We start from the raw sequence: 20,186 nt of genomic DNA, 5'->3' as shown, positions 1-20,186 counted from the left end.
CCCGCCCGGGACGCCCGCGTTAAGCGGGGCCCAAGGGCGCCTTTCTAGCTTCACCCCCAGCAGATCCCGCCGAGCGGGGGGTTCGTCCACACACCGGAAACCTGCCGACTGCTACGTAAGGAACTCGACGCTGTGAGACTCATCGGCCTCAGCGAAGTGCTGCCGGGCGAACCGGTCACCAACCGGGACATGGCAGAGCGCTTCGGTCTGCACGAGAAGTGGCTCGACCGGATGACCGGCAACCGCGGCCGTTACTTCTGTGACGTGAACAGCCCCGACGGTGTGCCCAAGAACACCGGGGACCTGGCCACCGAAGCGGGCAAGCGGGCCATCGCCGCCGCCGGGATCGACCCGGCGACGCTCGACTTCGTCATCCTCGCCACCGGCTCGCCCGACTTTCTGATGCCCGCGACCGTCAACACGGTCGCCGACCGTCTGGGCCTCAACGACCTCCCCACCTTCCAGCTCACGTCGGGCTGCGCCGGGGCGCTGACCGCCCTCTACACCGCGCGGGCGCTGCTGGCCGGCGGCCTGCGCCGCGGTCTGGTCATCGGTGCCGACTCGGTCGTGAAGCTGTGGCCCGCCCAGCACGACTCCCAGCGGATCAGCCCCGCCGAGCTGGCCGGTTTCGCGCTGTTCGGCGACGGAGCGGGCGCGACGGTCGTCGACGCCGACGACGAGGGACCCGGCCTGGTCGTGGACCACATCGTGCTGCGCACCGTGGGCAAGGACCGGGCGCCCGCCCAGCTGGTGCGCTGGTACGGCGCGGACGGCGCCCCGATGATCGAGGGCCCCGGTGGCACGCCGGTCCGCGAGTCCATGGGCGAAGAGGACTACAAGGCGATCGCGGAGCACGTCCCCGGCATGGCCTGCACGGTCCTGGACGAACTGGTCGCGGCCACCGGCTGGCAGCTCGGCGAGGTCGAACACGTCCTCGCGCCGCAGCTGAACGGCCTGATGTCGGAGAAGATCCGCGAGCGCATGGGAGTCACGGCCGAGCAGGCGGTCTCCTGCGTCGCCGACACCGGCAACAACGGCAACGCGCTGCCGCTCATCCAGCTGCACCGGGCGGCCCGGCGCATCGAATCCGGTGTGGGCGTCGGCGGCCGCATGCTGGCGGTCGCCATCGAGTCGTCCAAGTGGATCATCTCCGGGCTGGCCCTGCGTCACCAGGCCGAGGAGGCCCGGGATGTCTCTTGACAGCCCCGCCGCCCGTACCCGCGAACCGGGCGTCACGGCGGCCCCCGGCCGCCCGGAGACACCGCTCAAGCAGCTGCGCGCGCTGAAGCGCCAGGGGCTCGCGGGCCAGGCCCGTACCGTACGGGCCCTGCTGGGACAGGTCGACGACGTACTCGACCTGGAGTCCGCCGGCGCCGTCCTCGGCGGCCGGACCCAGCGTGAACAGCTCGCCGTCTCCGGTGAGTTCGCCGAGCAGCGGATCGCCCTGCTGGGCAGCTCGACGATGGACTCGCTGCCCCACCTGCTCACCGCCGCCCTGATCCGTGACGGCGTGCTGCCGGAGATCCGCCTCGCCGGATTCAACCAGTGGCGTTTCCAGATCCTGGCCGGCGCCCCGGACCTGAGAGATCTCGACCCCCGGGTCGCCGCCTGCCTCCTGGACGACAGCGCGGTCTTCGAAGGCGTGGCGGACCCGCTCGACATCGCCGAGGTCGAGGCCCGCTGCGCGGTGTTCCCCGAGGAACTCGCCCAGTGGACACGGGCGAGCCGCGAGACGCTCGGCGGCCTCACCGTCCTGTGCACCGTGCCGCTGAGCCCGCTGCGCCGCGACCGGATCGTCGACTACCGCACCAAGGCGCGGCTGGAAGCCGCGTGGCACCGGATGAACGCCGCGATCCTGGATCTCGCCACCGGACAGCCCGGGACGGTCGTCCTGTCGCACGCGGGGATCGCGGAGCACGCCGGGGTCACCTTCGGCAGCGAGCGCATGCGGCACGTCGCCGCGCATGTGTACGCCCCGGAATTCCTGCGGGCGTACGCCGAGGAGCTGGCCCGGGTGGCCCGCGCGGATCTCGGGCGGACGGCCAAGTGCCTCGTCCTCGATCTCGACAACACCCTGTGGGGCGGGGTCGTCGGGGACGACGGAGTCGGCGCGCTGCGGCTGGGCGGCGCCTACCCCGGCTCGGCGCACCTGGAACTCCAGTCGCTCGCGCGGGACCTGATGCGGCAGGGCGTCATGCTGTCGGTGGCGTCGAAGAACGACGACGAGATCGCCCGTGAGGCATTCGCCACGCATCCCGAGATGCTGCTGGACCTGTCGTCCTTCGTGGGCTTCCGCGCCAACTGGAACCCCAAGCCGGACAATCTCCGGGAGCTGGCGGCCGAGCTCAACATCGGTCTGGACGCGATGGTCTTCGCCGACGACAACCCGGTCGAACGCGGTCTGATGCGTGAGCTGCTGCCGCAGGTCACCACCGTCGAACTGCCCTCGGATCCCGCGGTGTACGCCTCCCTGATCGCCGCGCGGGGGGACTTCAACCTGCTGAAGGTGACGGACGAGGACCGTGGCCGCACCCGGATGTACCAGGCGCGGGCGCGGCGTACGGAGCTGGAGAGCACGGCCGGGAACCTGGAGGACTATCTCGACGCGCTGGGCTCCGAGCTGACCGTCGAACCGGCCGGGCCGCTGAACACCGCGCGGATCGTGCAGCTCTTCGGCAAGACCAACCAGTTCAACCTGACCGGGCGGCGCTACAGCGAGGACGAGGTCGCCGAGCGCCGCGCGGACGGCACCGGCGCGTTCTTCGCGGCCCGGCTCACCGACCGCTACGGCGACAACGGACTGATCGCCGCGCTCGCCCTCGCCGAGGAGGACGACGGCGCCTGGTCGATCGAGAACTTCGTCCTCAGCTGCCGGGTCTTCTCGCGCGATGTCGAGGGCGCCATCGCCGGCCTGGTGCTCCGCTCCGCGCGGGCACACGGAGCGCCCGCCGTGACCGCCCGCTTCACGCGGAGCGCGAAGAACGCCAAGTTCGCCGATTTCTACCGGGGCCTGGGATTCGCGCCCGCCCCCGTACCCGTACCCGAGCCCGCCCCCGTACCCGAGCCCGTGCTCGAACAGGGCGATGCGCGCTCCGAGTCGTGGCGGCACGACCTGACCGCGATCGCCGAGCTGCCCCGATGGATCGGGGTCACCGATGACCAGGGAGCCTTCCATGTCCGCTGACCACATCGTCGCCGAAGTCGTCGGGCAGCTGCTCGACCTGGAGACCGACGACCTGGCCATGAGCACGCCGCTGGCCGATATCGAGGGATGGGACTCCGTGAACCAGATGCGGATCCTGGTCTACCTGGAGCGTGAGGTGGGCGGTTCGCTCGACTACGACCGGTTCATGCGAGCCGTCTCGCTGGCCGATCTGTCGGCGGTCGTCGCGGAGACCGGTACTCCCGCGAACAGCGCGACCCCGGCGAACCCCGCGGGGAGCACGGCATGAGCGCCGTCACCCGGTCCTTCCCGGCCGCCCGGCGGGGCACCCTGACCTTCCTCCACGCGGCGCGCGAGACCGCCCACGTCCACCTCATGGCGGATGTCGACGCCACCCGGATGCGGCAGGCGCGTACCGCGAGCGGCGGCAAGCTCAGCTATGTCAGCCTCGTGGTCAAGGCGGCCGCCGACGTGGTGGCGGAGTACCCGCCGGCCCGGTCGGTGCTCCAGGGAAGCGCCCTGCGGCCCCGGCTCGCCGAGCTGGACGACGTGGACGTGAAAGTGCTCTTCGACAAGACGGTCGACGGCGAACGCTGCGTCGTCGCCGGCACCGTCAGGGCCGCGCAGAAGCTGTCCGTGCTCGACGTGCAGGACGCCGTCGACACCTACAAGGACGCCGAGGTCGACGACGAGGGGCCGTTCTCGCAGGCGCTGCGCGTGCAGCGGCTGCCGCTGGCCCTCGCCCGCCTCGTCTTCCGGATCGCGATGCGTGACGCGGTCCGCCGCGCCTCGCTCCAGGGGACCTTCTCGGTCACCTCGGTCGGCCACGAGCCGGTGCGGGCCATCTTCCCGATGATCTACGGGACCCTCGGTTTCGGCATGGGCCGTATCGCGGACACTCCGGTGGTCCGCGACGGCGAGGTGCGGATCGCCCCGCAGTTCACGCTGTCGCTCGCCTTCGACCACCGGGTGGTCGACGGCGCCCTCGCGTCGGAGGTGCTGGCGCGGGTGAAGAAGCGGCTGGAAGAGCTGGAAGCGAACGACATGTCATGACGGGCCGGCCGGGGCGGACCCGGCCCGGCTCCGGCCGCCGGGCACCGGGTGCCCCCGGCCTTCCGCCGCCCGGCGGCCGCGCACCGCGACCGCCGCGCACCGCCGTCGTCGGCGGCCGTCACGGCCGTCCCGCGCGGCCGAAGCCCGGCACACCGTGAGCGCCGCCGACGCCGTCCACGGATCACCGAACCATCTGAAGCAGAACCGGGTGCTCCTTCTCAGCGAGCCGCCGCGCCACGCCGGGCGAACCGGCCGGCCCGCCATGCCGGCGGCCACGGCCGCGGCGAGCCGCGCACCCACCCCTCCCCTGCCGACCGCTCTCACCCGAGGTAGACATGGACGCGGACGAAATGAACCACGACCCAGCGGAACTCATCGCCATCGTCGGCATGGCAGGGCGCTTCCCAGGCGCTCCTGACACCGAGAGCCTGTGGAAGCTGATGATGGACCGCGGCAACGCGATCCGCCCCGTGCCGTCCGAGCGCTGGGACGCCGAGTCGCAGCTGGACCCGGAGAAGCAGGTCCAGGCGGTCGGCGGTTTCCTGGAGGACGTCGACCAGTTCGACCCGCTGTTCTTCGGTATCTCGCCGCGTGAGGTCGAGGACATCGACCCGCAGCAGCGGCTCATGCTGGAGGCCGGCTGGCGGGCCCTGGAGGACTCCGGCATGCGGGCGGAGGACCTGCGGGGTTCCCGTACCGGTGTCTACGTGGGCGCGCAGTGGCACGACTACGAGCTGGTACGCAAGGACGCCGGCAGCGGTGCCACCGAGCGCAGCTCCGTCGGCCAGGCACTCGACGTGATCGCCGCCCGCCTCTCGTACTTCATGCGGTTCACCGGTCCGAGCCTGACCGTCGCCACCGGCTGCTCGTCCTCCATGGTGGCGCTGCACCTGGCGACCCAGGCCCTGCGCAACGGCGAGATCGAAGGGGCGGTCGTCGGCGGCGTCAACCTGATGCTGTCCCCGGACGTGTCGATCGGCCTCACCCACTTCGGCGGCCTGTCCCCGGACGGCCGCTGCGCCGCGTTCAGCGCGGCCGCCAACGGCTTCGTACGCGGTGAGGGCGTCGCCGCCCTGTACCTGAAGACCCTGGAGCGGGCGCTGGCGGACGGCGACCAGGTCCACGCCGTCATCGTGCGGACCGTGGTGAACAACGACGGCGGCGGCGAGAGCCTGGTGACCCCCCGTACGGGCGCGCAGGAGGACCTGCTGCGCACGGCGTACACCGCCGGGGGCATTCCGCTGGACAAGCTCGCCTACGTCGAGGCGCACGGCACCGGCACCCGGCGCGGCGACCCGGTCGAGGCCGGCGCCATCGGCCGGGTCATCGGACAGGGCCGCAGCAGCGGCGCCGGGCCGATCGCGGTCGGCTCGGTGAAGTCGAACATCGGTCACCTGGAGCCCGCTTCCGGCATGGCCGGGCTCTTCAAGGCGGTGCTGTCCCTCGAACACCGCGTCGTACCGCCGAGCCTGCACGCCGACGAGCTGAACCCGGAGATCCCGTTCGACGAGCTCAACGTGGCGGTCGTACGGGAACCGCTGCCCCTGCCCGACGGCGACATCTACGTGGGGGTCAACTCCTTCGGCTGGGGCGGCACCAACGGCCACGCCGTCCTGATGAGCGCGCCCCCGCAGGCCGCGCGCGGGCCGCGTCCGCCCGCCGCGCGGACGCCCGCCGCCGAGCCGCCCGCCGCCGGGACGCCCGCCGTGCCGGGCCCCGTGCTGGTGCCGCTGTCGGGTCACACCGACGAGGCCCTGCGCCGGCGCGCCGAGGACATCCGGGAGCTCGTCGCGAGCGGTACGTCCTCCGTCGACGCGCTCGCGGGCACCCTCGCCTGGCGCCGTGACAGCTTCCCCGCCCGCGCCGCGTTCGTCGCCCAGGACGCCGACGGCCTCGCGGACGCGCTCGGGCGCTTCGCCGCCGACCCGGAGGAGGAGATCGCCGGGGTGGTGACCGGGCGGGCCCGCGGCCGCGGCCGCACCGCTTTCGTCTTCCCCGGCCAGGGCTCGCAGTGGGCCCGGATGGGCAGCGAGCTGTACGCGCACAAGCCGGTGTTCGCGTCGGTGATCCACCGGTGTGCCAAGGCGCTGGAGCCGTACGTCGACTGGGACCTCGCCGAGATCGTGTCCGGCGAGGCGGGCGACGCGTGGCTCACCCGCAACGACATGGTGCAGCCGACCCTGTGGGCGGTCTCCGTGGGCATCGCCGAGATGTGGCGTGCGGCGGGCGTCGAGCCCGACGTGGTGATCGGGCACAGCCAGGGCGAGGTCACCGCCGCGACCGTCGCCGGCATCCTGTCGTACGAGGACGGCGCGCTGATCATCGCCCGCCGCAGCGCGCTGGCCGCCCGGACCTCGGGACGCGGCCGGATGCTCGCCGTCGAACTGGACGTGGCCGCCGCCCACCAGGCCCTGGACGGGTTCGAGGGGCTGGTGTCGCTCGCCGTCAACAACGGACCGACCTCGTGCGTGCTGTCCGGTGACACCGACGCGGTGGAGGCGCTGAAGGAGATCCTGGAGGCGGAGGGCGTCTTCTGCCGCATGGTCAACGTCGACTACGCCTCGCACAGCCCGCAGATGGACGAGCTCAGGGAGGACCTGTTCGCGGCGCTCGCGTCGGTCGGCCCGAAGCGGGGCACCATCCCGCTGATGTCGACGGTACGGGTCGCCGAGCTGGCCGGACCGGAGATGGACGCCGGTTACTGGGTGGACAACCTGCGCCGACCGGTGCTGTTCGCCGACGCCATGAGCGGCCTCTTCGACGAGGGCATCACCCATGTGGTGGAGATCAGCCCGCACGCCGTCCTCGCCCCGGCGATCGAGCGCCTCGCCGCCCTGCGCGACGACCAGCCCGCCGTACTGACCTCGCTGCGCCGTGACGCCGGCTCACCGGCCGACCTCACCACGGCCTTCGCCCGCGCCTACGTGTCGGGGCTCGCGCCGTTCGGCGGTCTGCCGCGCGACGCGTCCGCGCCCGTGCCCGGCTACCCGTGGCAGCGCACCTCGTACTGGCTCGACACCGGCAGCCGGCGCTCCGTCCCCCGTAACGGCTTCGACTTCGCCCTGACGCCCGCGCCGTCCGAGCACGACACCTGGCAGGGGACGCTCGAACTCGCCGTGGACTCCATGCCCTGGCTGGAGGACCACAAGGTCGACGACGCGGTCGTGCTGCCCGGCGCCGGGATGGTGGCCCTCGCGCTGGGGGCGGCCCGCTCCCGGCACGGTGTGCTGCCCGCCACGCTCTCGGACGTCGCGTTCACCAGCGACCTGACCCTGGGCGACGAGCCGGCGCGGCTGAGCGCCCTGTGGCGCGACGACATCACCGAGGGCGGCTCCTTCACCCTGCTGTCGCTGCCCGAGGGCGAGACCGCGTGGACGGTGCACGCCACCGCCCGCACGTCCCAGCGGCCCGAGCGGCCGGCCCCGGTCGCCTTCCCGGCCCACCTGCTCGACGCCGAGCCGGTCGGCGGCGAGGAGTTCTACGCGGCCTGCGCCGCTCGCGGACTGCACTACGGCCCGGCCTTCCAGGGCGTACAGCGCCTGTACACGGGGACGTCCGGCGCGGAGGGCACCTCGCGGGACGACGCGTCACCGGAGACCGCTTCGCACGACACCGCCCCGCACGACACCGCCGCGCTCGCCGAGGTGCGGCTGAGCGACCGGTGCCGCGCCGGTGCCCGCCCGCACACGCTGCACCCCGCCCTGTGGGACGGCGCCCTCCAGGCGTGCCTCGCACTGTGCGAGGACGGGCAGACGGTGGTGCCCACCGCCGTGCACCGCGTGCACGTGCTGCGCGAGATGGCCGAGCCGGTCCTCGACCTGTGGTCGTACGCGGTGCGCCGCGCGGGCTACCGGTTCGACCTGTACTTCTTCACCGGTGACCGCGAACCCCTGATGATCATGGAGGGGCTGGAGCTGTCGCCGCTGGCGGCCGGCGGCCCCGCCCAGGACGACAGCGAGCGGGAGCACCGCCTGGCGTTCCGCGAGGAGCCGCGCCCCGAGGCGGCCAGCGCGCCCGGCCACTGGTTCGTCTGCGGCGCCCCGACCGCTTCGGCCGGACTGGCCGAAGCACTCCACGCGGCCGGCGCGCCCGTGACGCTCGCCGAGGGCGACACCGACACCTGGGCCGGACAGCTCGCGTCGGCCGGGGACATCACCGGGGTCGTGTTCGCCGCGCCGGACGCGCGGGCCGGACTGGCCGCACAGCGCCGGGCGCTGGTCACCCTCCCCGCCGTGATCCGGGCCTGCGTCGAGCGCACGGCACCGCCGCGCTTCGCCCTCGTCACCACCGCCGCACAGGCCGTGGACGACGAGGACCGCCCCGACCCCGGAGCCGCGCTGTTCTGGGGCTTCAGCCGGGTGCTGCGCCGTGAGCACTCCGAGCTGCGGCCGATGGTCATCGACCTGGCACCGGGCGAGGCGGCCACCGGGTGCGCCGCCGAGCTGCTCACCGGCGACGGCGAGGACCAGGTGGCACTGCGCGGCGGACGACGGCTCGTGGGCCGCCTGACACGCGGCGGGCCGGCCTCCGACAGCGAGACCGTCGCGGCTCCCTGGCGTACGTCGGACCAGCCGTTCCGGCTCGGCTCCGACCGGCCCGGCTTCTGGGACTCGCTGGTCTACCGCCCGCTCAGCAGGACCGCCCCCGGGCCCGGCGAGATCGAGATCGAGATCACGGCCGCCGCGCTCAACTTCATCGACGTCATGAAGGCCATGGGCACCTACCCCGACCCCTCGGGCGCCGCGTCGCTGCTCGGCGGCGAGTGCGCGGGGCGGGTCGGCGCCGTCGGCGAGGGTGTCACCGGCTTCGCCGTCGGCGACCGCGTCGTCGCCTGCGCCATGGGCGCCATCGCCTCGCACGTCACGGTGCTCGCCGCCCACGCGCAGGCCGTACCGGAGTCCCTCGACGACACCGACGCGGCGGCGCTGCCGCTGGTCATGGGCACGGCCTGGTACGGACTGGTCGAGCTGGGCCGCCTCACGGCGGGCGAGCGTGTCCTCATCCACTCCGGCACCGGCGGTCTCGGCCTCGCCGCGATCCAGATCGCCAAGGCGCTGGGCGCCGAGGTCATCGCCACGGCGGGCAGCGAGGACAAGCGCGCCTACCTGCGCGGACTCGGTATCGAGCACGTCTTCGACTCCCGGAACCTGTCGTGGGCGGAGGGCGTGCGCGCCGCCACGGGCGGCCAGGGCGTGGACGTCGTCCTCAACTCGCTGACCGGCGCGGCCATCCCGCTCGGGCTGGACGCGCTGGCCGAGGACGGCCGGTTCATCGAGGTCGGCAAGAAGGACATCTACGGGGCCAGGAACATCAGCCTGTCGGCCTTCAGGAAGGGCATCAGCTTCGCGGCCGTGGACCTGGCCGGCCTGATGACCCGTCGCCCCGAGCGGTTCGCCCGGGTCTTCGGCCAGGTCTGGGAGCTGGTGGCGGACGGCAGGATCGAGCCGCTGCCGGTGCTGCCGTACACCTTCGCCGACGCGGCGGAGGCGCTGCGCGAGATGTCGCACGGCAACCACATCGGCAAGTTCGTGCTCGCCGGGCCCGGCACGGTGGCGGGCGTGGCGCCGGAAGCGATGCCGGGAGGCCGCTTCCGCGCCGACGCCAGCTATCTGCTCACCGGCGGTCTCGGCGCGCTGGGCCTGTCGCTCGCCGAGTTCCTGGCCGACCGGGGCGCGGGCGCCCTCGCGCTGGTCTCCCGGTCACAGCCGGGGGCGGACGCCGCCGCCCGCATCGGGGAACTGCGCGAGCGGGGCGTACGGGTCGAGACCTACGCGTGCGACGTGTCCGACGAGAGCGCCGTACGCGAGACGCTCACCCGGCTGCGGACCGAACTGCCCCCGCTGCGCGGAGTGGTGCACGCGGCCGGCCTGCTGGACGACGCCACGGTCCTCAACGCACGTCCCGAGCAGATCGAACGGGTGCTGGCGCCCAAGGTCGACGGCGCGCGCCACCTGGACGCGGCCACCGCCAACGACCCGCTCGACTTCTTCGTGATGTTCTCCTCGGCCGCGGCCCTGGTCGGCAACACGGGACAGGCCGCCTACGCGGCGGGCAACGCGTACATGGACACCCTCGCCGAGGCGCGCAGACGCCGCGGCTTCCCCGCCCTCAGCGTGCAGTGGGGTCCCTTCGCCGAGATCGGCCTGGCCGCCGAGGACGACGGCCGGGGCGCCCGGCTCTCGGACCGGGGCATGGACAGCTTCCCCGTCGAGGACGCCTGGGCGGCGCTCGTCCGCTTCCTCGGCCGGGACCAGCAGGTCGTGGGATACGTGCCGCTCAACCTGCGGCAGTGGTTCGACGCCTACCCGGACACCGCCGCGCAGAAGTCCTGGCACCTGCTGCGGCGCGCCCTCCAGGAGGGCGGCTCGTCGGCGGCGGCGGGCGGCGAGTTCCGTTCGCTCTTCGAGGCCGCGGACGACACCGCGCGCCAGAGCCTCGTGGAGGGCAGGGTGCGGGAGGTCGCCGCGCGCGTGATGCGCATGGACCCGAAGGCGATCGACCGGGAGACGCCGTTCAAGTCGCTCGGCCTGGACTCGCTGATGAGCCTCGAACTGCGCAACCGCCTGGAATCCGCCTTCGGCCTGCAGTTGTCGCCGACCCTCCTGTGGACCTACGGAAACACCCGCGCCCTGTCGGGCGTGCTGGGCGAGCGACTGCTCGACTCCGCGTCCACGGCGGCCCCGGCGCCTGCCGCGTCCACGGCCTCTTCCGCCTCCTGAACCCACCAGTTCGACGTCGATAACCACAAGGACTGCGTGACATGACTTCGAGCAGCGCCGCGACACCCCTGACCCGTGCGTTGGAAACCATCAGAAACCTCAAGGCCCGGCTGGACGAGCAGAGCGGCAACCAGCCGCTCGCCGTCGTCGGCGTCGGCCTGCGGTTCCCCGGCGGGATCCACGACCTCGACTCGTACTGGGAGGCCCTGGAGAACGGCCGCGACCTGGTGACCGCCAGGCCGGCCGGCCGACTGGAACCCTTCGCCGACGAGTGGGCCACCCTGCCCCGGCAGGGCGGCCACCTCGACGAGATCCTCGACTTCGACGCCCCCTTCTTCGGCATCAGCCCGCGTGAGGCGGGCGCGATCGACCCGCAGCACCGGCTGCTGCTGGAGGTGGCGTGGGAAGGCCTGGAGCACGCGGGTCTGCCGCCGGACCGGCTGGGGGACCTGCGGGTCGGGACGTACGTGGGCATCACCGGCCGCCACGACTACTGGGACTGGCTGTCCGGTGATCTGAACGCCCACTGGTCCACCGGCAACGGCCACAGCTTCGCGGCCGGGCGCATCGCCTACTCCATGGGCTTCACCGGGCCCGCGGTGGCCATCGACGCGGCCTGCTCGTCGTCACTCATCGCCATCCACCAGGCGGGCCAGGCGCTGCGCCGGGGCGAGTGCGACGTGGCGCTCGCCGGCGGCGTCAACCTCGTGGTGTCGCCCGGCTCCACCCGGATCATCAACGAGACGGGGGCGCTCGCCCCCGACGGCCGGTGCAAGTCCTTCGACGCGCGGGCCAACGGCTTCACCCGTGGCGAGGGCGCCGGTGTCATGGTGCTCAAGCGCCTCGACCACGCGGAGCGCGACGGCGACCGTGTGCTGGCCGTCATCCGTGGTTCGGCCGTCAACCAGGACGGCCGCTCCGGCGGATTCACCGCACCGAACGTGCTCTCCCAGATCGCCCTGCTGGAGACCGCGCTCGCCGACGCCCGCCTCACCCCGGCGGACATCGGCCTGATCGAGGCGCACGGCACCGGCACCTCCCTCGGTGACCCGATCGAGATGGAGGCGATCCTCACCGCCCTCGGCCGCAGGAACGGCGGCGCCCCGCTGCACGTCGGTTCGGTGAAGGCCAACATGGGTCACCTGGAGGCCGCCGCCGGGATCGCCGGCGTCATCAAGGCGATCCTCTGCGTGCGGCGCCGCGTCGTACCGCCGCTCGTCCACTTCCAGACCCTCAACCCGCGCATCGACCTGGGCGGGAGCTCCGTCACCCTGAGCCCCGGCCTGGAGCGCTGGGAGACGGACCGCACGGGTGGCTTCGCCGGCGTCAGCTCCTTCGGTATGAGCGGCACCAACGCGCACGTCATCGTCGGCCCGGCCGAGGCACCGGCCCCGGCGGCACCGGCGGCCCCCGGCGGGAGCCCGACGGGCTTCGAACTGTCCGCCAGGACGCCCGAGGCGCTGCGCGTGCTCGCCGCCCGGTTCGGCGAACACCTGACGCGGGCCTCCGACCAGGACTACCCCGCGTTCGCGTACACGGTGACGGCGGGGCGGGCACGCCATGCCGTCCGCGCCCAGGTCGCGGCGGAGGACCGGGCCGCCGCGCTGGCCGGACTTCAGGCCGTCGCCTCGGGTGAACCGTCTGCGGCCGTCACCCTCTCCGACGCCGCGCCCACCGGTGGGCCCGCGCCGGTCACGCTGCCCCGGCGGATCCTCGACCTGCCGCACTACCCGTGGGAGCGGCGGCGCCACGCCCCGGAGCCGGGACCGTCCGCCGCCGCTCCGGGAGGCCTGACCCCAGGCCTGACCCCGCAGCGCGCCCAGGCCGCAGAGGTCGCGGAGTTCGCGGAGGCCCCCGCCGCCGAGGCGCCGGCGGGGCTGTACGGCCTGGTCTGGCAGCCGGTCACACTGCCGGACGAGGCCGCCTCCGGCACCCTGGTCCTCGCCGGCGACGACACCGGGCTGCTGGCTCCGCTCGCCCGGCAGGCGCACGCCCAGGGCCTGCGGCCCACCGTGCTCGGACCGGTGGACCGGAGCACCGAACTGCCCGGCGAGCGCGGCGAGCTGCCCGCGAACGAGGAGGAGTGGGCCGCGTTCTGGGCCGGCCGCCCGGCCGGTGAACAGGTCCGCCTGGTGCTGGCGATGAAGGCCGCGCCGCTTCCCGTCAGCCTCCAGGAGCCGGGCGACCCGGCCGCGCGGGGCGCCGCGCTGTGCGCCGCCGTCACCACGGCGGCGCACGCCCTGGACCGCGCCGCCGTGGCGGGTCACACCTTCGCCCTCACCACCGGCACCCGTCAGGTCACCGGCGAGGACGCCGTCGTCGCGGGCGACCACGGTCTGCTGCAGGGGCTGGCCCCCGTGCTGGGCCTGGAGTTCAGCCGGACCTGGGGCGGCGTCGTCGACCTGCCGGCCGAGCCGGGCCCCGGTGACCTCGCCGCGCTGGTACGTCTGGTCACCGCCGGCACCGGCGAGGACCTGGCGGCCGTACGGGCCGGTGAGGTCCTGGCCGCCCGCGTCACGGAGGTGGCCACGGACGACGTGGTCCAGCTGCCGGTCCGTCCCGACGCCACGTACCTGGTCACCGGCGGTCTCGGCGCCGTCGGCCGGGCGCTCGTCCCGGACCTCGTCCGGCGCGGCGCGCGCCACCTGCTGCTCATCGGCCGCACCCCGCGTGAGCGTCTCGGCGCGGCCGCCACAGCGCTGCTCGCCGACATGCGCGAGGCGGGCGCCGATGTCCGCTACGCGAGCGCGGACTGCGACTCCCCCGCCGAACTCGCCGCCGCCTGCGCCACGCTGGACGGGATGCCGCCGGTACACGGGATCGTGCACGGCGCGGGTTCCCTGCCCCAGCGGTCACTCGCCGAGGCCGGCGCCGACGACTTCGCCACCGCTCTGCGCGGCAAGTTCACCGGCGCGTGGTGGCTGCATCTGCTCAGCCGTGACTGGCCGCTCGACTTCTTCGTACCGACGTCGTCGGTCTCCGCGCTGTGGGGCACCGAGGGGTACGGCGCCTACGCGGCGGCCAACGGCGGACTCGACGCCGTGGCCGCCGTACGCACCGCCGCCGGACTGCCCGCCGTCAGTGTCGCCTTCGGCCCGTGGGCCGCCGAGGGCAGCATGGCGCAAGGGGCGGGCCGCGAGGGCCTGGCCCGGATGGGCGTCGCTTCTCTGACGCCCGGGACCGGCGTCGCCGGTTTCGTCTCGCCCGCCGGCGGCTCGGCGCCGCTGCTCATCGTCTGCTCCCTGGACTGGCCCCGCTTCACCGAGGTGATGGCCGTACGGCGACGGCGCCCGCTGTTCGAACGAGTGACTGCCGGGACCGCGGCCGCGCTGCCGGGGGCCGCTCCCACGGGGTCCCGGCCGACGGCGGCCCCGGCCACCGTGGCGTCGGCCCTGCTCGCGCTCCCGGAGCGGGCCCGGCCCGCCGCGGCCCGTGACCAGGTCCGCTCCCTGGTGGCGACGGTCCTCGGCCACGCCGACCACGACGCCGTCCGCTCCGATGTCGGCTTCTTCGACCTGGGCGTGGACTCCGTCATGGCGATGGACATCGAGCGCGACATGTCCGCGGCCTTCGGGGTGGAGGTCCGGGTCGCCGACATCTTCGACCACCCGACCGTCACCGAACTGGCCGACTACATCCTGGGCCTGGTCCACGAGGCGCCGGCACCGGTCGCGGCCGCACCGGTCGCAGCCGCACCGGTCGCAGCCGCACCGGTCACGGGCGCACCGGTCACGGGAGCACCGGTCACGGGAGCACCCGTCGGGTCCGCACCGGTCGCCCCGGCGACACCCCCCGTACCGGATGCCGCCACCCCGGCGGCGGCATCCGCCACCCAGCCGGTGCCGCACCGCGCGGACCCCCGGGAACCCATCGCCATCGTCGGTATGGCCGGCCGCTTCCCCGGCGCCGATTCGGTCGACGAGCTGTGGGACCTGCTGCGTGAGGGCCGCGACGGCGTCGGACCCGTACCGCCCGAGAAGTGGAACAGCGCCGAACTGACCGACGCCGACCCGCTGCGCACCGGCACGGTCACCACCGACCAGGGCGGCTTCCTGCGCGACCCCGCCCGCTTCGACGCCTCCTTCTTCGACATCCCCGCCCGCGAGGCGGAGAGCCTGGACCCGCAGCACCGGCTGGTGCTGGAGTCCGCCTGGCACGCGCTGGAGGACGGCAGGATCGACCCCAGGAGCCTGAAGGGCAGCCGTACCGGCGTCTACCTCGGCATCTCCAACTCCGACTACGCCCGCCTGCTCGAACAGGGCGGCCTCGGGCAGCTGGACGCGTACTTCAGCACCGGTACGGCCCTCAACGCCGCGGCGGGACGCATCGCGTACCTCCTCGGCCTGAACGGCCCGGCGCTCGCCGTCGACACGGCCTGCTCCTCCTCCCTGGTCGCCCTGCACCTCGCCATCCGCGCGCTGCGCCAGGGAGAGATCGACCACGCGCTGAGCGCGGGCGTGAACTTCATCGCCGCACCGTCGTGCTCGGTCGCGGTCAGCCGGGCGCACATGCTCTCCCCGGACGGCAGGTGCAAGGTCTTCTCCGCCGAGGCCGACGGATTCGTCCGGGCCGAGGGCGCCGGCGTGCTCGTCCTCAAGCGGCTCAGCGACGCCCGGCGCGACGGGGACCGGGTGCTCGCCGTCCTGCACGGCAGCGCGATCAACCAGGACGGCGCCTCGTCCGGGCTGACGGCGCCCAGCGGCCGGGCCCAGGAGGCGGTCATCAAGGCCGCCCTCGCGGACGCCGGTGTCGACGGCGCCGCCATCTCCTACCTGGAGGCCCACGGCACCGGCACCTCCCTGGGCGACCCGATCGAGCTGCGCGCCGCCTGGTCCGCGCTCGGCGCCGACCGGCGCCCCGGCGAGCCGCTGCTCATCGGCTCGGTCAAGAGCAACATCGGCCACAGCGAGTCCGCTTCGGGCATGGCGAGCATCATCAAGACGGTGCTGGCCCTGCGTCACGAGCGGCTGCCCGCGAACCTGCACTGCGACTCGCTCAACCCGCATGTGCCCTGGCGTGACATGAACGTCCGCGTGGTGGACTCGCTCACCCCGTGGCGGGCGGGCGACCGGCCGCGCCTGGCCGGCGTCTCCGGCTTCGGCTTCTCCGGGACCAACGCGCACATCGTCATCGGGGAGGCACCGCTGTCCGCCGCCCCGGCCGCCGCCGCCGAAGGCCCAGCCCCCACGACCGCCGGTGCCGAAGGCCCCTACGTGGTACCGCTCTCGGCGCCGGACACGGCCGGTCTCGGACGTCTGACGGCGGCCTGGGAGGAGCATCTCGCGGCCGCCCCCGAGGGCACTGTCCCGGCGCTCGCCACGACCGCCGGAGCGGGCCGCGCCCACTTCCCGGTGCGGCGCGCGATCACCGGCGGTTCGAAGGAAGAGCTGCTCGCGGCGGTACGCGGGTTCTTGGGGACCACCGCCGGATCCGCCGCCGGATCCGCCGCCGCCCGGCAGCCGAGAGTCGCATTCCTGTTCTCCGGACAGGGCAGCCAGTACTTCGGCATGGGCCGCGAGCTGTACGAGACCGAGCCGGTCTTCCGCGACGTGATCGACGCCTGCGACCGGGTCGTCGCCCCGCGACTCGGCCTCTCCCTGCACCAGTTGATGTTCTACGGAGCGGAGAAGGACCTGATCAACCAGACCAGGTACACCCAGCCCGCCCTGGTGGCGCTGGAGTTGGCCCTGGCCACCCTGTGGGAGTCCTGGGGGGTGAGCGCCACCGCCGTGATGGGTCACAGCGTCGGCGAGATCGCCGCCGCCATCCACGCCGGGGTGATGGACCTCGAAGCCGGCCTCACCCTGATCACGCACCGCGCGCGGCTGATGCAGGAGACGTCGCCGGGCGGCATGCTCGCCGTCGGGGCGCCCCTGGAGCAGGTCACCGAGTGGCTCCAGGACACCGGCCTCGACATCGCGGCGGTCAACGGACCGGAAGCGATCGTCGTCGCGGGTGAGCGGAAGGACATCGACGCCTTCGCCGCCCGTATGAAGGAACAGCGCGTCACCGCCAGGAACCTGGTCGTCTCGCACGCGTTCCACTCCCGGCTGATGGAGCCGATGCTCGCCGGTCTGGAGACGGCGATCGAACCGCTCGCCTTCAGCGCCCCGGCGATCCCCCTCATCGCCAATGTGACGGGCCGGCTCGCCCGGCCCGACGAGTACGACAAGCACTACTGGTCGGAGCATGTCCGCCGGCCCGTGCGCTTCCACGAGGGGGCCCGGCAGCTGGCCGAACTCGGCGTGGACGTCTGCCTGGAGATCGGCCCGGACCGTACCCTCGGCCACCTCGTCACGGCCGGCGGGCTCGCGCCCGCCGGCGGCACGGTGCCGTCGCTGCGACGGGGCGGCAAGGACCGGAAGATCATCCTCGAAGCCGTCAAGACGCTCTACGAGCAGGGCCAGGACCTGCGGTGGGACCAGGTGCAGGGCTACCTCGGCGGTCCGCGCGGAGCGGCGCCGCTCTACCCGTTCGCCGCGACCACGTACTGGACGAAGGTCCAGGTACCGGCGGGCGGCGCCTCATCGGCGGCCCCGTCCGTCGCGGCCGGGACCCGGCACTGGGGGACGGAGCTGCGCTCGCCGGCCCTGACCGGTCGCGCCTTCTCCTTCCCGCGCGGCTCCACCTTCCCCGCGTACCTCACGGACCACCGTCTGTACGGCACCGTGGTGACGCCCGCCGCCTCGCACCTGGGCACGATCCTGTCGGCGCTCGCCGCCGACGGCCGCCCCTTCGCGGTCGAGGACCTGATCTGCCCCCGCGCCCTGGTGATCAAGGACGGTGAGGTCTTCGACACCCAGATCGTGGTGGGCGAGGGGGCCGGGTCGCCGGAACTCACCGTCGACAGCCTGATCGATCCGGAGCGGGGGGTGTGGGAGCGGCATCTGTCCGCCCGCGTCGGCTCGCCCGAGGAGCACGGACCCGCCGCCCCCGACCGTGACGCCTTCATGGCCGAGGCGGACCGGTACATCACCGGCGAGGACTTCTACCGCTACTTCCGGGAGCTGGGCTACACCCTCGGCCCGTCCTTCCGCTGGATCGCCGACGTGTGGATCCGGGGCGACGAGGCCCTGGTCCGGTACGCCCAGCCCGAACTGCCCGACAACAGGGCCGACTACGAGATCTACCCGGGCCTGATCGACTCCTGCTTCCAGAGCATCGCGGGCTTCATGGTCGACGACGTGGCCGACGAGGCGCCGTCGCTCGCCATCCCCTTCGCGGCGACGAAGCTCTCCTTCCCCGGCCGTCCCGAGACCGGCGGTGAGCTGTGGGGCCACGTCCAGGTCACCAGGGCGGACGCGCTGCCGCGTGGCCGCTCCCGGGTGGAGACGGCGGACCTGCACATGTTCACCGGCTCCGGCGCGAGCGTCATGGTGGCCGACGGATTCCGGGTCCGGCACGCGCCGAAGGCGGTCCTGGAGCAGAGCCTGCGCGGCGGACTGCCGCACGCGTACGAGGTGGCCTGGACCGATCTGCCGCAGGCTCCCCGGGGCCGGGTCACCGGCCGCGACATCCTGCTGGTCGGCGCGGGCGGGACCCACGGGCCCGCGCTCCTCGCGGCGCTCCGGGACCTCGGCCACGAGGTGACCGTGGCCGACGACACCGCGTCGGCGGGCGCGTCGACCGGGCTCGTCCTCGACGCCCGCTTCTGCGCGCCCTCGGCCCCGGCGGGCGCGGAGGACACCCTGGACGCGGTCCTCGCGCTCGCCGAGTCGCTCCGTACCGCGCCCCGGTCGGTGCCCTACGCGGTGCTCGGTGACGGTGGCGCGCAGGCGGCGCCCGTGCGCGAGGCCCTGTGGGGCCTGCTCACGGCGCTGGAGGCCGAGGAGAGCGAGCGCAGGCTGCTCCGCGTCGGGCTCGACGACGGATGGACCGCCGAGGCCCTCGCCGGGGCGCTGTCCACGGCTCTGGACACCGCGACGCCGGAGACCCGGCTCGCGATCGGCGACGGCCCGGTACGGGTGGCCAGGCTCGGCCCCGTGACCGTCGCCTCCGCCACCCCCTCCTGGCGGGGCAGTGTCCTGGTCACGGGCGGACTCGGCGCGCTCGGGCTGAGCGTCGCCCAGCTCCTCGCCCGGCAGGGAGCGCGGTCGATCGCCCTCATGGGCAGGTCGGCGCCGGACGGGACCGCCCGGCGGGTGATCGACGAACTGGTGGCCGACGGCGTGCACGTCTCCGTCGTGGCAGGCGATGTCACCGACCTCTCGGACTGTGTCCGGGCGGTACGGACCGCCACGGCGACGGCGCCTCTGCGGGGTGTCTTCCACCTCGCGGGCATCAACGCCGACGGCGCGTTCGAGCATCTGACCGCGCAGAGCTACCGGAACGTCTTCGCGGCCAAGGTGCGCGGCGCCGAGAATCTGGTGGAGGCCACCGGCGGCGAGACACTCGACGCGTTCGTCCTCTTCTCGTCGGTGTCGAGCGTGCTCGGCTCCGCCGGACAGGTCAACTACGCGGCGGCGAACGGCTTCCTCAACGGCCTGGCGCACCGTCTGCGGGCGGCCGGGGTTCCCGCGACCAGCGTCAACTGGGGCCCGTGGGTGCCCGCCGCGAAGAGCGGCATGGCGGGCGCGGCCGCCGTGGAGCGCGCCACCGAGCGGCTGGGCATCCGCCCGCTGACGGACCAGGAGGCAGCGCCGCTGCTGGCCCTCGCGGCCGGCGGATCCCAGCGGCAGCTGGTGGCCCTCTCCCTCGAACCCGGGCGGTACGCCGAGCAGTTGGGCGCGCACCCGAGAGCCGCGTTCACCTCGGCACTGGCCCCGGCGGACAGCCGGCGGCAAGCGGCCGACGGGGCGGGCGTGCGGCCCAAGGGCTGGCTGCGTGAGCGGCTCGACGGCGTGCCCGCACCCGAGCGGGAGGACGCGCTGCAGGACGCGCTGCACGTGCTGGTCGGGGAGATCATCGGAGACTCCGGCGCCGTCGACGAGTCGCTCGGCTTCGCGGACATGGGTCTCGACTCGATCATGGTGATCGATCTGCGTACGCAGCTGGCCCACGCGCTCGACGCCGACCTGCCCGCGACCATCGCGATCGACCACCCCAGTGTGCCGGCGATGGTCCGGTTCCTGGCCAAGTCCCTGTTCACCGACGTGGCCGCCCCCACCGCGCCGGCCGCCACGGAGCGGACAGGGCACGACGACCCGGCCGAGAAGGCCGGGAAGCACATGGAGGCCGGGAAGGCCGACCTCGAAGACCTGTCCTTCGAGGATCTCATCCAAGCGGTACGCAACGACCTGGAGGTGTGAGGG

Annotated in this window: 6 protein-coding genes; all 6 read left to right on the top strand. The window is 73.8% G+C overall.

Going from position 1 to position 20,186, the window contains the following annotated elements:
* The first annotated feature begins 132 nt into the window (after positions 1-132).
* The 6 genes from ACIBAE_RS24935 to ACIBAE_RS24910 all read left to right on the top strand — a co-directional run bounded on the left by ACIBAE_RS24935 (position 133) and on the right by ACIBAE_RS24910 (position 20,183).
* Positions 133-1,200: a 3-oxoacyl-ACP synthase III family protein gene (locus ACIBAE_RS24935; protein WP_399289458.1), complete on the top strand. Its 1,068-nt coding sequence runs from the start codon at positions 133-135 to the stop codon at positions 1,198-1,200.
* A complete protein-coding gene (locus ACIBAE_RS24930) occupies positions 1,190-3,184 on the top strand; it encodes an HAD-IIIC family phosphatase (RefSeq protein ID WP_399289456.1) in 1,995 nt (664 codons plus the stop codon). Before ACIBAE_RS24935 ends, ACIBAE_RS24930 begins: the two co-directional genes overlap by 11 nt.
* Positions 3,174-3,452, top strand: coding sequence for an acyl carrier protein (locus tag ACIBAE_RS24925; RefSeq protein WP_399289454.1), 279 nt, complete (start codon positions 3,174-3,176; stop codon positions 3,450-3,452). Before ACIBAE_RS24930 ends, ACIBAE_RS24925 begins: the two co-directional genes overlap by 11 nt.
* Complete coding sequence (locus tag ACIBAE_RS24920) at positions 3,449-4,216, top strand: 2-oxo acid dehydrogenase subunit E2 (RefSeq protein WP_399289452.1); 768 nt, start codon at positions 3,449-3,451, stop codon at positions 4,214-4,216. The genes ACIBAE_RS24925 and ACIBAE_RS24920 overlap by 4 nt, the downstream gene beginning before the upstream one ends.
* A 350-nt stretch (positions 4,217-4,566) precedes the next feature.
* On the top strand, positions 4,567-10,935 hold the full coding sequence (locus ACIBAE_RS24915; RefSeq protein WP_399289450.1) for an SDR family NAD(P)-dependent oxidoreductase: 6,369 nt from the start codon (positions 4,567-4,569) through the stop codon (positions 10,933-10,935).
* A gap of 41 nt (positions 10,936-10,976) precedes the next feature.
* Complete coding sequence (locus ACIBAE_RS24910) at positions 10,977-20,183, top strand: SDR family NAD(P)-dependent oxidoreductase (RefSeq protein WP_399289448.1); 9,207 nt, start codon at positions 10,977-10,979, stop codon at positions 20,181-20,183.
* The last annotated feature ends 3 nt before the right edge of the window (positions 20,184-20,186 follow it).

Source organism: Streptomyces sp. NPDC051569, assembly GCF_044454085.1.
In the GTDB taxonomy this organism is placed as follows: domain Bacteria; phylum Actinomycetota; class Actinomycetes; order Streptomycetales; family Streptomycetaceae; genus Streptomyces.
The sequence above is the reverse complement of the archived record's forward strand: the minus strand, read 5'-3'. Positions and strand labels throughout refer to the sequence as shown.

Excerpts from the sequence above, each read along its gene's own strand:
- ACIBAE_RS24930 (WP_399289456.1), top strand. The coding sequence starts at position 1,190 with ATGTCTCTTGACAGCCCCGCCGCCCGTACCCGCGAACCGGGCGTCACG.
- ACIBAE_RS24925 (WP_399289454.1), top strand. The coding sequence starts at position 3,174 with ATGTCCGCTGACCACATCGTCGCCGAAGTCGTCGGGCAGCTGCTCGAC.
- ACIBAE_RS24920 (WP_399289452.1), top strand. The coding sequence starts at position 3,449 with ATGAGCGCCGTCACCCGGTCCTTCCCGGCCGCCCGGCGGGGCACCCTG.
- ACIBAE_RS24915 (WP_399289450.1), top strand. The coding sequence starts at position 4,567 with ATGAACCACGACCCAGCGGAACTCATCGCCATCGTCGGCATGGCAGGG.
- ACIBAE_RS24910 (WP_399289448.1), top strand. The coding sequence starts at position 10,977 with ATGACTTCGAGCAGCGCCGCGACACCCCTGACCCGTGCGTTGGAAACC.